The following is a 14,407-nucleotide window of genomic DNA, read 5'->3' on the forward strand; positions in this document are numbered from 1 at the left end:
ACGTCTGAAACCGATGTCGGCTCTGCTGTCGCAGTGGAAAAACGACCGATGCAACCTCCGGAGCCAGGAGCGATGCCCAGTGAGGGCATTCAAGGAGATGAGTGGGGCGCCTACGTCACGCTATGACGTACGACAGAGACGAACGTGGGATCGCCTACGGGGCGCGAGCCCTATGGCGACGGAGGGGTCGTAGTAGTCGCCGGAGTAACGACCGGCCAGGGAGGACGGGAAAGCCGTCCACATCGGGCGAAGGACCCCAGGTGATCGGACACCCGAAGTCGGGAGGTATGCGAAATGCAGAGTGCCGAAACGGTGCTGGGTGTCCTGCGTGAGCGCGGCAGGCGTGGCCTACCGTGTGAGGAACTGTATCGGCAGCTGTTCAACCCGCAGTTGTATCTGTTGGCCTACGGGCGCATCTATGCCAACAAAGGCGCGATGACTCCCGGAGCCACGCAGGAAACTGTGGACGGCATGTCTGTGCGGAAGATCGAGCCCATCATCGATGCGATACGCCACGAGCGTTACCGATTCCGCCCGGTGAGGCGAGTTCATATTCCGAAGAAACAGAGCGGGAAGACTCGGCCTCTAGGTCTGCCAACCTGGTCAGATAAGTTGGTCGGCGAAGTGGTACGCCTCCTCTTGGAGGCATACTACGAGCCTGCTTTCTCTGACCGGTCCCATGGATTCCGGCCAGGGAGGGGATGCCATACCGCCTTGCGGGAGGTGTCGCTCACCTGGACGGGCACCACCTGGTTTATTGAGGGCGATATCGCCGACTGCTTCGGGAGTCTTGACCATGAGGTCACGCTCCGGGTGCTGGGCGAGAGGGTCCACGACCAGCGGTTCCTGCGGCTGGTACGCAACATGCTGACAGCCGGATACCTGGAGGACTGGGTCTGGAACGCGACGCTCAGCGGTGCTCCGCAGGGCGGTGTCGTTTCCCCCGTCATCTCCAATATTTACCTGCACAAGCTGGACGAGTTCGTCGAGACGGTCCTGATCCCCGAGTACACCCGAGGAAAGCTCCGGGCGCGTAACCCGGAGTATCGGAGGACGGAACGCGCAGTCGCGAAAGCCCGTCGGAAAGGTGATCGTGCTGAACTGCGGTCTGCCTACCGACGGTTGCACAGTCTCCCCAGTCAAGATCCTGACGATCCGGACTACCGGAGACTGCGCTATGTGCGTTACGCCGACGATACCTTGCTCGGGTTTGTCGGGCCGAAGGCAGAGGCCGAGGAAGTGAAACAGCGGCTTGCAGAGTTCCTGCGTGATGATCTCAAGCTGGAACTGTCGAACGACAAGACGCTCATCACCCATGCCCGCACGAAAAGGGCGAGATTCCTCGGCTATGAGATCTCGGTCGCACGCAGCGACCGCAAGACGGGCCACGACCGGCGCAACCGCCGGTCGGCAAGCGGCGCGATCGTCTTGCACGTGCCTGCCGCCGTGGTCAAAGCCAAGAGCGCCCCGTACTTATCGCGCGGAAAACCCGCGTGCCGAAATCTCTTGTCAACGAGTCCGACTACGTCATCGTGGGCAAGTACGGAATCGAGTACAGGGGCATCGTCCAGTACTACCTGCTGGCCGGTGATGTCCAACGACTTCACCGGTTGCGCTGGGTCATGGAGACTTCGATGCTCAAGACCCTGGCGAGTAAGCACCGCTCGTCGGTGACGAAGATGGCGGCCCGTTTCAAGGCCAAGATCTCGACCCCGTACGGGCTTCGCACGTGCTTCGAAGCCACCTTGGCGCGAGACAGCAGGCGAGAACTGGTCGCCCGATTCGGAGGGATTCCCCTCAAGCGGCAGAAGATGGCGGAACTGACTGACCGTCTGGCCGGACCGGTCTATCCGCATAAAGAGCTGATCCGTCGGCTCCTGGCGAATAGATGCGAGCTCTGCGAGCGCCCCGGCGAGGTGGAAGTCCACCACGTCAAGTCGCTCAGTCACCTCCAACGGGCCGGTGAGCCTTCCCCCGTCTGGGTGAAGTTGATGGCCGAGCGCCGTCGCAAGGCCCTTGTGGTCTGCGGCAGTTGCCATGACCGAATCCATGGGGCGAAGCCGAAGATCGCACGCACGCAGTAGTCACTGGAGAGCCGTGCTGCCCGGAAAGCGGGCATGGCCGGTTCGGTGGGAGGCCGGACGGAAAAGGACCTGCTCAGCAGGCACCTCGTCGTCCGGCCGACCCTACCAGGACGGTGAACGGGGAGTTCACCGTTGAGATCGCCTCCGACAAGGGCGAGGTCGGCCGCGAGATCAAGGACCTCGCGGAGATGAACCGCCTGTTCACCGCCTGGGTGGAGAACATCTACCACCGCCGGGTGCACTCCGAGACGAAGCAGGAACCGCTTCAGCGGTGGATGGCCGGCGCCCCGTTCCCGATCCCGCAGCCCGCGGATCTCGCCGAGGCGTTCCGCTGGTCCGAGCACCGCCGTGTCGCGAAGACCGCGACGGTCTCGTTGCACGGCAACCGCTACCAGGTCGAACCCGAGCTGGTCGGCCACAAGGTCGAGCTGGTCTTCGACCCCTTCGATCTGACCTTCCTGCGCGTCCGCCTGGACGGCAAGGACGCGGGCACCGCGACGCCGTTCCAGATCGAGCGGCACTCCCATCCCAAGGCCCGGCCCGAAGTGCCGGCCGAGAAGCCCAGGGTGACCACCGGCATCGACTACCTGGGCCTGGTCGACAACGCGCACTCCAACCACCTCGGCACAAAGATCAACTACGCGGCGCTGGCCGATCCGCCCACCGAGGCCGCCGACCTGACCCGCGAGGGCTGAGCCCATGGCCAGGCCCTCCGCCACAGGCGACTGGACAGCGTTCTTGGCCGAGCTGCACGACTTCTTCGAGGTCTGCGACAGCCACGTCGACGAGGCGCTGGCCGCCCACTTCGGCTTCGACAGCGCCGTCGACTGGATCACCGTCTCGCTGGAGCTGTTCACCGAACACCTCCAGCACCAGCCCTCACCTGCGAACTGACCGGAGGATCACCGTGATTGAGAAACTGCAGGCCCACTACGGGTTCGAGCGCATGCCCTTCGGCCGCAACCTCGCACCCGGCATGCTCCACCGGCACGACTCCCACAACCAGGCCGTCGCCCGCATCTCCTGGTGCATCGCCGAACGCTCCATCGGCGTGGTCACCGGCGAGGTCGGCGCCGGCAAGACCGTCTCCGTCCGCACCTGCCTGGACGCCCTCGACCCTTCCAAGCACACCGTCATCTACATCCCCAACCCGCTGATCGGGGTCCGCGGCATCCACGAGGAGATCGTCAACGCCTTCGGTCAGGCCCCCTCCCACCTCGGCTCCCGACTCGCCGTCCAGACCGCCAGGGCCCTGCTGTCCGAGCGTGAGGAACGCGGACGCACCCCGGTCCTCGTCCTGGACGAGGCCCACCTGCTGTCCTACGAACAACTCGAAACCGTCCGCATGCTGACCAACCAGGGCATGGACCAGGACTCCCCGCTGTCCTGCCTGCTGGTGGGCCAGCCCACCCTGAGACGGACGATGAAGCTCGCCGTCCTGGCCGCCCTCGAACAGCGCACCGCCCTGCGTTACACGATGCCGGGCATGACGTCGGCCGAGACGACCAGCTACGTCGCCCACCACCTGAAGATCGCCGGGCGCCCGGACCAGCTGTTCACCGAGGACGCCCTCACGCTGATCCACACGACCTCGCGCGGCTACCCGCGGGCGGTCAACAACCTCGCCCTCCAAGCCCTCGTCGCCGCCTTCGCCACCGGCAAGAACCTCGTCGACGAGGCCGCCGCCCGCGCCTCCGTGAGCGAGGTGGTCGGCGACTGAGAAACCGCCCTTGATCCCTTGGCCACGCCGAACCTCTAGGGTGACCCGGTGGGGATTGAGCTGCGGGAACGATGGGGCGGGCAGCCGTTGTGGGCGAGATGGGTTCTCACGGTGTATTTGATCGGATTCCTCGAAGGATCCTGCGTCCACATTTTCTATCTGGCCCGTGACGGCATCCATGCCTATGCGTCGTTTCCTCAGGTTCCCCTGCGGGTGTTCTTCGTCAGCTTGGCGATCCTCGATCCGCTGGTGGCCGTGCTGGTGGGACTCGTGCGGCGGGAAGGGATCTGGCCGGCAAGCGCCGTGATGGTGACGGACGTCTTCGGGAACTGGTGGAGCAACCGGCACTGGCTGCAGGACGATCCTGCGAAGCTGCTGCCTCTGTTGCCCATCACCCTCTTCGGCCTGTTCGTCGTTGCGTTCTTGCTCCCCTTGCACCGCACGGTTACCGGGACGACGGGCGGGCCCCAGGCGGCCCAGCCGCCCGGCTGACGACTCACCGTCGCGCAGCCTTGAAGCACCGGCACCTCGCCGACGAAAACGACACCTTGCCGACGAGCACCCCGCCGGAACACCCACCGGCGGGGCGTCGCCATCACCACTCGTCGGCACCGTGAACGCCGCTCTCGTTGGCATTTTCAACGCCGGGCAACATGTCCCAGTGTCGCGGGTCGTTCTTTCTGCGTAGTGCTGGTGTTCTGGGCTGGTGGTTTCTCAGTTGTAGCGGTTCGTTTCGTGTTGCTGGGGGGCCGGTTGGTGGTCTGGTGGTGGGGGCTGCGGGTTTCTGGCCTGGGGGTCGTGCAGGTTGCCTGGGTGGCGTGCAGGTTGATTGGGCCGCTACTTGAGAAGCGGCGTGCGGGGGCTCGGGCTGGGGGCGGTCACGTGGTGGCGGAGTTTGCGGGCGGGGTCTGGCCGGTGGTGGGGCGGCGCTCGCGGAGGGCTTGCAGGATGTTGGCCTGGTGCTCGTCGGCGGGGCCGTTCCCGGTGGAGGCGTGGATGAAGGGCTCGAGGTGTGTGTAGAGGTCGTCGAGTCCGAACATCGCGTCGAGGCCGGCCAGGGTGGGGTGGTCGATCAGAGGGAATGGGTGGGAGGCCGGCTGGATGAGTTTGCCCAGGAGTGGGAGAAGTTCCCATCCGTTGTCGAGGCGTTGGTGTAGCCAGGGGCGCAGGGTGTCAGGGTTGGTGTGGCGCCACATCCAGATCAGGTCGGTGTCGGAATCGGTGAGTTCCTCGGCGGGCCTGCCCGTGCTGGGGGCGAGGTGCTGGGCGATTCGCTCGGCCACGGCGTCGCGGGCGTGAAGAGACCAGTCTTCGGTGGTCTGTACGTGCTCGGAGTCGTTGTTGTCAGGGTTGGTGGCGCGGTGCAGGGTCCGCGTGGCCAGGATTGCTCCGTCCGGGGTGGCGGCCATGGCGGCCAGTACGGGGGGCCGTTGTTCCGGTGGGAGGTCGGTGAGGAGGTCGCGGGCCAGGAACTGCAGGCTCATGCCGCTGTTGACCAGGCCCATCATTTCCGGTTCGGCGGTCGTCTGCCCGTACGTGTCCGCCATGGCCTTCAGCAGCGCGGCGGCGGGGACGGGGACGGGGCTGCCAGTGTTGCGTCGCTGCTCGATTCGGCGGGTGACGCGGTGGGTGTCTTCACGGAGACGCAGTAGCAGTTCGGCTGCCTCCTCTTCAGGCGCGTCGGCGGCCAGTTGGGCCAGGGCCTGGTCGAAGACGGCTTCGGGGAGGTCGTCGTCGGGGACGCCGAAGACCATGTACCGGTCGAAGTAGTCGGTGCTGCCGATGCCGCGGCGCTGTGCGGCGGCTTTCGCATCGCCGGCCATGCCGAGGTCTTGCTGGACTGTCGGGAACAGCTGGCCAAGCAGGCGGAGCACGCCTTCGACGTGCTCTGCGGCAACGCCTGCTTCGCCCAGGCGGTTCCGCCAACGGTCGGCTCTTTCGCCGAGCTGTTGTGCGTTGCGTCGTTGGGATGGGTCGAGGCTCGTGCCGGTGAGTTCGGCACGGTGGCGCCTCAAGAGTCGGTAGGCGCCGGGTTCATTGGTGCGCAGGAAGGTGACGATGAGGAAGTCGACCAGATCCACGTCTCCGACGAGGGAGCCGAGCGTGGCGTCGGCCTGCCCGAAGTAGCGTTTGACGGCCCGTGGCGTCTGGAGCCGGTCTTGCAGGTGCCGGAAGTGGGCCTCGGAGAAGCGCTGCTCCTCGCCTGGCGTCATGGACAGGTTGTGGGAGTCCAGAATGGCGTTGAGCGCGCGGATGCTCATGGCGGCCGCGTCGCGTTCGCGGAACGCGGGAAGATCGAGGCGTACCTGGATGATCTTTTCCAGGAACTCGCGGGCACGGGGCTCGCTGTTTCCCACGAGATCGCTGCGTTGCAGGACATCCAGCAGGGTCTGCTCGTCGAAGCCGATCAGGTAGTAGACGTTCGGCAGATGGCCCACCAGGCGCACCAGCTTGAAGACCAGGAGCAGTTCGTCTGGGGTGAGGCGGTCTAGGTCGTCCATGACGACCAGGACGGGCTGGCCTGCCTGCCGCAGGGCCTCTTCGGCCTTCCGCTTGGCGGCCGACGCGCTGGTGTCTCCGTTGATGCGGTCGCTGAAGGCCTTGATCAGGCCCTCTGAGTCGAGGCCGGCGAGCGCGGTGAGTTTACCCAACGGGCTGATGGCCTGCCCGAAGCCTCCGAGCCGTTTACGGACTTCCGACCAGCGCCTTCCCTTGGGCAGGGCGGCTCGGATTTCACTGAACAGCGCGGCGGTCAGCGATTCCAGGTCGGAGTACAGCCATGGATTGAGCTCGGCGATCAGCCAGGTCTCGCGGCGATCCTGACCCTGCAGAAGACGCATCACTTTGCCCAGGACGGTCGACTTGCCGGATCCCCAGGAGCCGATCAACGCCAGGACGCCGGTCTCGGTCTGGGCCCGGACGCGCCCGAGCAGTTCTACGGCGTGCCGCGCGTACTGCTCACGCCCCAGCAGATCCGGCCCGTTGTCGTCGAGAAAGGGCTCGTCATTGAAGAAGCGCGCATCACTCACCGGCACATCGTGCCTGACCACGTGCTTTCCCGCCGCGGATTGACGAAGGAGGTCAGATGCGTGGGTGGATGCCGATGGTGGTGAGGAGGTGTTGCTGCTGAGGGTGGAGGGTGTTCCAGCGGGTGCGTTGCGTGTTGGCCCACCGTTGGAGCCCGGAGGGGCAGGGCTGGCCGGTGTGGTGGTTCAACTGGGCTTGCTGGTAGGTGCGTTGCCAGGTGTGGGGCCAGGGTGGGTTCCACCACGGGTCGATGCTTTCCAGGGCGTGGGTGGTGGTGGGGGAGAGGTGTCCTTGTCGGGCGGCGCGGCGTTTTTGTGTCAGCCAGTCGCCCAGCGCGAAGCCGTCGTGGTGGGTGTCTTTGCTGCAGGCGAGGTGGCTGTGGAGGGCGGCGTAGGCGCGGGCGTGGGCGAGGCCTGGGCTTGCGGGGTAGACGCGGCTGGTCCGGCGGCGGCCGACGGGGGTGATGCCCAGGTCGGTCAGGAGTTGTTGCTGTTGGGGGCGTAGGTGGGGCCAGGCGGCGTGTTGTGCTCTGATCCAGGTTCGTACGTCGGCCGGTGGGCCGCCGGGGCGGGTTTGTGTGGTGCGGGCGCGGGTGTAGGAGCGTTGCCAGGCGAGGTCCCAGGCGAGGTCCCAGGCCGGGTTCCACCACGGGTCGATCGTGGTGAGGGCCTGGTGGCGGGCGTTGGGGGTGGTGTCGCGTCGGGCTTGTTGGCGTTGGTAGTTGAGCCAGCGGCCGAGGGGGAAGCCGTCGTGGACGGTGGAGTAGGCCGCGGCCAGGGTGTGGTGGGCGGCGGCGTAGGCGCGGGCATGATCGAGCGCGGCTTCGGCGTAGGGGGTGAGGGGCCGGGTGTGGGCGGTCTCGCGGGTGAGGCCGATGTCGGTCAGGAGGCGCTGCTGGTCGGGGTGGAGGTCGTCGTAGCGGGTGCGCTGGAGGCGTAGCCAGGTGCGCTGGGCGGGGGCGAAGCTGCGGAAGTGGCGGTCGGCGTCGAGCCGGTGACCGGCCTGGACCTGGTCGTGGATGTGCTGCCAGGTGCGCTGCCATGCCAGGGTCCAGGGCGGGCACCACCAGGGATCGACTGTGGTCAGGGCCTTCGTTTGGGCGGACGGTGGTGTGCCGCGGTGGGCGTGGTCGCGGGCGTGCTGGCGTTGCCGGCGCAGCCATCGTCCGAGCTGGAAGCCGTCGTGGACGGTGCTGATCGCGGCGGCGAGGGTGCCGTGTGCTGCGTGGTAGGAGCGCGCGTACGCCAGTGCGGTGGCGAAGTCGGCCTCGTTTTCGGCGGGCCGGGCGGCGGCGCCGCGGGCGGTGTCTGCGGTGATCCCGACCTGGGCGAGCAAGGTGCGCTGGTCAGGCTGGAGGGTGTCGTACTGGGCGCACTGGGTGGTCAGCCAGGTGGCGAGGGCGCTGCCGGTACCGGGGAACCCGGCCGCGGCATCCAGCACGTGGCCGTCTTCGGCGTGGGTGCGCGCTTGGTGCCAGGAGCGCTGCCATTCCAGCGTCCACGGCGGGTTCCACCAGGGATCGATCGCCGACAGTGCGAGCGCCCGGGGTGAGGGGGTGCCGTGGCGGTGCTGGTAGGCGCGGTCTTTGCTGCGCTGGTTGGACAGCCACTGTCCCAGCTTCAGTCCGTCCTGGACGGTGTCGGTGGTCGCGTTCACCAGCGTGCCGTGGGTGCCGGCGAAAGCGTGTGCGCAGGCGAGGGCGCGCTGGAAGTGGGAGGCCATGTGCTTGCGGCGGGGCCGGGCCGCCTGTACGGCCTCGAGGGTGAGGCCGATGTCGGCCAGGAGGCGCTGTTGTGCGGGGTGCAGGCCGGTGTAGCCGGTGCACTGGTTGTACAGCCATTCGCCCAGGCCGAAGCCGGTGGTGGGGAAGCCTTGTTCGGGCCGCAGGGGCCCGCGGGCGCGGACGTGGTCGCGGGCTTGGTAGTAGAAGCGCTGCCACATCACCGTCCACGGCGGCCGCCACCACGGATCCAGTGCCTCGAGTTCCGCGACGTGTTCGGGTGGCATCGCGGCGAATTTCCGGTGGTTCTTCAGCCATGTGCCCAGGGCAAAGCCGTTGAAGCGGCTGTGGATCGGTGCGGCGAGGTGGCCGTGGACGGCGGCGTAGGCGCGGGCGTGCGCCAGACCGGTGGTGAACGCCTGATCCGACCTGTGCCGAAGCCCCAGGTGAAGCCGCGTCCCGCCCTCTGCCTTCTCCAACTTGTGGGCGGCGTAGCGGTAGGCCTGCAGTTCCCGGGCGATGGGCCGGGGCCGGTGTGCCATGTGCAGCGTCCACAGCCGGTCTGCGGCGGCCACGTCCGTAGGGGAGCGCACACAGTGCTGCGCCCAGACCAGCAAAGGACCGGCCGAGGTTGAGGCGATCCGTTCGCGCAGCCACGGCCGCCTCGTGACCCGTGCCAGCTCGGTGACCAGTTCTGGGGCGTACGCGAGGGTGTGCGGCACATGCCCGCTGGTGTCGTCGAGCAGCCACTGCCGGGTACGTTCGCTGGTGAGGACGGAGGTGAGGGCGACCGTCTCCGGGTAGGTGACCGCGTCTCTCACCAGCAGCCGCCACCAGCCCGGATCTGCCCCCGGCGGCGCCATCTGGCGTGCCCGGTTGGGCCACTGCTCTTCTTCGGGCCACTGCTGTGCCCACCAGGAGACGATCACGGCATGCGCGATCTCGAACGCGCGGGCGGCGTCCGGCCGATGGCGCAGCAGATCCAGATGCCGCCGGTGCGCCGTGACCATCTGCGGCAGCTCCGCCAGGTCGACCTGCTCAATGTCGGCTGGCGCGCCGTCGATCCAGTGGGTGCCGAGCATCCAGCGCCGGTGGCGCGGGCAGATACGGGTGTGTGGTTTCAGGTACACCCGTGCGGGCTTGGTACGTCCGGTGCGTGCGGCCGTGCACAGCCGGCAGCCTTCTCCCGCGGCCTGCACTACGCTCCCGAAGCGGAACCGCCCGGCTGCACCCGCCCCGTCCGGCGAGACGGGCTCTTGGGCGGTCCAGGCGGGCAGGGCCCGCTGAAGGATCTCCTCGGGCACGCGGCTGAACGCGGAGACGCGGGCGCGGGCTTCGGCGTTGAGGTAGACCTCGCCGTCCGTGCGGTAGCCCTTGAACAGGCCTCCGCCGATCTGGAGGAGGGCGGGGATGAGGTCTCTGACGCCGAGCCGGTAGCGGTCGGCCAGCCGGTCCAGGTACGACAGGTTCGTCTCGCCCTGCTGCGGCGCGAGCCGTACCGGCCCTGGACGTGCCGAAGCCGTACGCGGCGGCTGCGGCTGTGGTGGAAGAGAGTCGTGCATCAGGGAGCAGAGGTCGTTCCTGGCGGGTTCGGATGTATCGGCATCCGAGCAGTGGCCAAACGGGGGATCGGGACGGACGGTTGACGCAGACGCCGCCGGTCAGGGCTGGCGTTGCGAGGGCATCCGGCGGCGGTGCGGTGCCCGGGCCCGTTGTTCGGCGGCGCTGTCGAGCTCGATCTGTTCGAGCAGCTTCTTGGTGATCTTCTCGGTGCCGTCCAGCAGGGAGACAAGGGCGGCTTCCCGGATGAGGTGAGAGAGGCTGCCCATGCGGCCGCCAGTGCGGGCATGCAGGTAGGCGGCGTGCGTGACCAGGGTGCCGGGCCGGTGGCGGCGCAGCCGCAGGGCGCTGTCCATGCTGCGCACCAGGTCGTGCCAGATCTGCTTGTCCGCGGCGCTGCCGTAGCGCAGCGGCTGGTTGCGCACGATTTTGAAGCGGCCTGCGAGCTGGGAGCCGCGCACGCCGGTCAGCAGGGGCGAGGATTCGACGTCGATGCCGGAGTAGACGAAGGTCGCCGGGATCCGCTCGCCGAGGTACTTCAGCTGGTCGGAGGTCTCGGCGCCGGCCCGGCTGCGGGTGTCCATCAGGTGCACGTCGTCGACCAGGACCAGCTGGGTGCTCATCTCGCACAGCAGCTCGCACACGGCGTTGGTGATCTGGATCTGGTTCATCCGTTCCAGGGCGGGCAGGCCGAGGAAGCGGGCGAACTCGCTGATGAGCATCTTCGGGGTGGAGGACGGCGGCACGGTGATGAACAGCACGGGCAGACGCCCGTCCTGGTTCGGGTGGCGGCGCCGGTCGGCGAGTTCCACGGTGCGCCCGAGCTGCTGCATGGCGGTGGTCTTCCCGGTGGTGGCGGGCCCGGAGATGATCAGGCCGCGCCGGGCTCCGCCCTGCTGGCCGCGGTTGAGCAGCAGCAGGCGGCGTACCGCGGTGGAGATGGTATCCATGGCGGGGGTCTTCAGCACCACGAACCGTGCGTGGTAGTCCTCCCGCTGCTCCAGCGTCCATTCCTGGTCGCCGGCGTCCCGTGCCGGTGCGTGGGGCGTGTCGACGAACTGCTGCCACCCGTCCCACGTGGTCAGGGGATGGAAGGTGCTGTGCTGCGCGGTGGCGGGCTGGGCCGCTGTCACCATGCCTGGGCCTCCTGGTACGGGTCGTAGATGCGCATGCCGCCCGCCCCGGCGGCGTCCAACGTCTGCTCAGCGGCCTGGTCCCGGGCCGTTTCGGCCGTCGGCTCGGATGCTTCTTCCGCGTGGCCTGCCGCGGCGTCCTGGCCGTCGGCGAGGGCGGCGAGAAGGTAGTCCTCGCCGTCCGGGTCGTCCTCGATGTCGTCCAGGCTCTCGTCGGTGTCCCAGCCGTCGGCATCCTCGAGCGGGACGGTGAAGGAACCGGGCAGCCCGAACGAGGCCCCCGGCGCGAGAGGCGCAGGCCACTGCTGCGGGGCGGTGGCGGGGGAGGGCTCGGTCATCTGCGCGGCCGCCTGGGCCCGGGCGGCTACCGTCCGCTCTCGCCTGCTGCCCAGTCCCTGGCTCGCTCGGCGCAGCAGCGCATCCAGCGCCTGGGCGATCGCCGCCTCGTGCTCTTCACGGCCATGCCGGCGTTCCACAGTGCGGCGGACGTGGTCGAAGGTGAACGCGGTGAACGGGCGCCGGACCGCCCCCGCGTGGACCCACGGCACCTCCAGCCATCCCTCGGGCAGGCGCACCCACACCCGGTTCGGATCGTAGGGGTTGTGGTGGACCTCCCACCGTCCGTTCTTGTCCGCCCGCGGTGAGCGGCGGCGCCGGTAGGGGTTCAGGCCGGGATGGTCGTAGGTGCGGTAGCCGAAGCGGATGCCGTAGTCGTTGACGGCCTGCCACCGAAGAGGCAGCAGCTCGACATAGTCGTGGGCGGACAAGGGCACCGGTACATGCCCCGTCACCGCCACCAGGGCCGCCCACATCTCGTTGGGTGAGACGGCGACCCGCGGCATCATCGGGTGCCGCAGCGCCTCGTGCCGGCGCTCCTGCCATCCGGCGATGACCCACTCGTCCAGCAGTTCCTGAAGCTGCGTCAGGCTCCAGCAGGCATCCTGCTCCGCGGCGGCGCCCCGCTGGGAGACGTCCGAGCCGGTGTGGCCCGGCAGGTACTGGCTGAACCCGTCGGCAATCGCGCGGAAGGTCCGCTCCACGTTCCCCTTCGCCGGGCCGTTCGCCGGCGGCACCGGCTGCACCGATACCCCCAGGCTCTCGCACGCCGAGATGAACGACGCCGACACGTACACACGGCCCTGGTCCACGACCACCGTCTCCGGCATGATCACCGGCCGGGCGGCCGCCTGCTCCAGCCGCGCGTCCAACGCGATCAGCCGCTCGTAGGGAATGACCGACCGCCGCATCGACAGCGCCTTGTCCCAGCCCGGCCGCATCGCCGCCGGCACCACCATCTGCGCCAGCAGCATCGCCGCGTCCACCGACCGCGTGCCCACCGGACGCAGCAGAGCGGCGCAGATGCTGCGCGTCGCCACGTCCAGCGCGATGCACAGTTCAAGACGGCCGGTCACACCGTCGTCCAGCACCGCCAGTACATCCAGCGGCGTGGTGTCCAGCATCACCAGCTCACCCGGGCGCAGTGCCACCGTCGGCGTGAACGGAGGTGCCGGCCGCGACGCATGCCACCGCCGCTGCGCCGCAGTCCCCAGCAGCCCCTGTCCGTCGGCCACCGCGTGCACCAGCCGGTTGAACGTCGACGCCGGCGGCAGGGCCACCACCCCGGCGCCGTACTCCTCCTCCAGCAGCCACCCCACCCGGCGGCGCAGCCGCACCAGCGTGCCCGTCGACCGCTCCCGCTGCCCCTCCAGCACCTTCCTGACTGCCGCGACCACCCGTTCATCGGCCCGCCCCACCGCCGACCGCTCCCGCACTGCCCGGCCGTCCACCAGCCCCCACAAGCCCTCGCTGCGGTAGCGCGCCCGCATCCGGCGCACCGTCGCCGCACTCGCCGCCCAGCCCGCCGCCGTCAACTCCTCGGCCTTTGCCCGCTCGCGCTGCGCCAGGCTTCGTATCGCCGGATCGAACTGCTCGCGTGGGGCGCCCTGCCCAACCGCGTCCGGGAAGCCGGTCTCCACCTCCCGCACATGCCGCTGCCACGCCAGAGCCCGCTCCCGCACCTCCACCGGCAGCGCTTCCAGCAGCCCGAACGGCGGCACCCTCCCCGGCGCCGGTCCGCCTTCCACCTCGAAGGACGGATCGGCGAACAGGTAGGGCAGCAGCACCACCGCCGAGGCGCCCTCGTCGGTCACCAGCGTGGCCCGGGGGCCTTCCAGCACGGCGAGCGTCCATACCCGTCCGTCGTAGCGAAGGCGCGCCCCGACCTCGACAACCGCCTGCGTCACGCCGCTTCGGCCTCCTGCCGTGCGACCGAGACGACGGCACGCTCGTGCAGCGGTTCGTCCAGCCGCACCTGCAGCACACCGCTCCACAGCGCGTGAAAGACCGCGGGCCACACGGCGATCGGGTCACCCAGCTCACACACCGCCTCCACCGCCGGCCGCGGACTGCCGAAGGCCTCCACCAGAGCCGGTATCCACGGCCCTGCGGCGTACCGGGGATGCCGGTAACCCGCCAGCCACCGCACATTGGCCACCAGCACCGGATCCGGCGGCCCCGCGAGCCGGTAGGACCAGCCCGCTGCCTCCGCTGCAGCCGCCACAACCCGTGCCCGCTCCGCCAGCCGGGCAGAGGGTCCGCTGGGTCCCGCGCAGTCGAGCAACAGGCCGCTGCCGTCCTGAAGCCTGGCCATCAGCTGCGGCGCATGACCGACAGCCTTGCTTTCCTCACGCCACACCAGCTCCACCGGTCGGCAGGCCAGCGCCACCGCCGTCGGATCCCGGTCCAGCAGCATCAGCTCGGTCCGCATGACACCGGACCCGTACGCCACCAGCCGCCTGGTGGTCGACGACCACCACCAGCCCGGAGCCACACGCCGCCCGTGCCGGACGGGGAAAGGCCGTACCGCAGGACCCTCCTCGAAGAGGACGTCCTGCGCAGCCTCAAGCCACGGGACCTGACGCGAGCACCCCAGAGGGTCTCGAAAGCGCACATCGATCAGGCTGGCATCTACGGCTGTAGCGCCTTCGCGTCGAACAGCACCACCCGTACGGTGCGGCTCGGGGATGCGGCACCCGGCCCCAGGTACCGCGGACGATGCGGCCTCCTGGCTGCTGTCGATGATCACGTACTCCACACAACGCCATGCCTGACCTGCCGCGCAGGAGAACCGGCCGGTAACCGCAACATCGGTGCAACCGCCGGA

General features: G+C 68.7%; 9 protein-coding genes and 1 pseudogene. 5 read left to right on the forward strand and 5 right to left on the reverse strand.

Annotated features, from left to right (window positions below; genetic code table 11):
* The first annotated feature begins 294 nt into the window (after positions 1–294).
* From OG390_RS49795 to OG390_RS49815, 5 genes and pseudogenes are all read left to right on the forward strand, one after another.
* Positions 295–2,084: pseudogene (locus OG390_RS49795) on the forward strand (reverse transcriptase domain-containing protein).
* A 113-nt stretch (positions 2,085–2,197) separates the two neighbouring features.
* The gene (locus tag OG390_RS49800) at positions 2,198–2,779 is read left to right on the forward strand and encodes a Mu transposase C-terminal domain-containing protein (protein ID WP_406177412.1); all 582 of its coding nucleotides are present in this window, start codon (positions 2,198–2,200) and stop codon (positions 2,777–2,779) included.
* A 4-nt stretch (positions 2,780–2,783) separates the two neighbouring features.
* On the forward strand, positions 2,784–2,978 hold the full coding sequence (locus tag OG390_RS49805) for a hypothetical protein (protein ID WP_406177413.1): 195 nt from the start codon (positions 2,784–2,786) through the stop codon (positions 2,976–2,978).
* 13 nt (positions 2,979–2,991) lie between these two features.
* Entirely contained in the window at positions 2,992–3,804 is an 813-nt protein-coding gene (locus tag OG390_RS49810; protein ID WP_406177415.1) for an ExeA family protein, read from the forward strand.
* A 48-nt stretch (positions 3,805–3,852) separates the two neighbouring features.
* Complete coding sequence (locus OG390_RS49815) at positions 3,853–4,296, forward strand: hypothetical protein (RefSeq protein ID WP_406177417.1); 444 nt, start codon at positions 3,853–3,855, stop codon at positions 4,294–4,296.
* A gap of 386 nt (positions 4,297–4,682) precedes the next feature.
* Here OG390_RS49815 and OG390_RS49820 read toward each other — a convergent pair whose 3' ends face one another.
* From OG390_RS49820 to OG390_RS49840, 5 genes are all read right to left on the reverse strand, one after another.
* Positions 4,683–6,833 carry a P-loop NTPase fold protein gene (locus tag OG390_RS49820; protein WP_406164401.1) on the reverse strand — a complete coding sequence of 717 codons (2,151 nt, stop codon included), beginning with the start codon at positions 6,831–6,833 and terminating at the stop codon, positions 4,683–4,685.
* A gap of 52 nt (positions 6,834–6,885) precedes the next feature.
* Positions 6,886–10,113, reverse strand: a complete 3,228-nt coding sequence (locus OG390_RS49825; protein WP_406164400.1) for a Helicase associated domain protein — start codon at positions 10,111–10,113, stop codon at positions 6,886–6,888.
* A 99-nt stretch (positions 10,114–10,212) separates the two neighbouring features.
* Positions 10,213–11,247 (reverse strand): TniB family NTP-binding protein, encoded by a 1,035-nt coding sequence (locus OG390_RS49830; protein WP_406164399.1) that lies wholly within the window; start codon positions 11,245–11,247, stop codon positions 10,213–10,215.
* Positions 11,241–13,487, reverse strand: coding sequence for a transposase (locus OG390_RS49835; protein WP_406164398.1), 2,247 nt, complete (start codon positions 13,485–13,487; stop codon positions 11,241–11,243). The genes OG390_RS49830 and OG390_RS49835 overlap by 7 nt, the downstream gene beginning before the upstream one ends.
* Positions 13,484–14,194, reverse strand: coding sequence for a TnsA-like heteromeric transposase endonuclease subunit (locus OG390_RS49840; RefSeq protein ID WP_406164397.1), 711 nt, complete (start codon positions 14,192–14,194; stop codon positions 13,484–13,486). Before OG390_RS49840 ends, OG390_RS49835 begins: the two co-directional genes overlap by 4 nt.
* Positions 14,195–14,407 lie beyond the last annotated feature (213 nt).

Origin of the sequence: Streptomyces sp. NBC_00996 (genome assembly GCF_045162675.1) — a bacterium.
GTDB lineage: Bacteria > Actinomycetota > Actinomycetes > Streptomycetales > Streptomycetaceae > Streptomyces.

Excerpts from the sequence above, each read along its gene's own strand:
- OG390_RS49805 (WP_406177413.1), top strand. The coding sequence starts at position 2,784 with ATGGCCAGGCCCTCCGCCACAGGCGACTGGACAGCGTTCTTGGCCGAG.
- OG390_RS49825 (WP_406164400.1), bottom strand. The coding sequence starts at position 10,113 with ATGCACGACTCTCTTCCACCACAGCCGCAGCCGCCGCGTACGGCTTCG.
- OG390_RS49830 (WP_406164399.1), bottom strand. The coding sequence starts at position 11,247 with ATGGTGACAGCGGCCCAGCCCGCCACCGCGCAGCACAGCACCTTCCAT.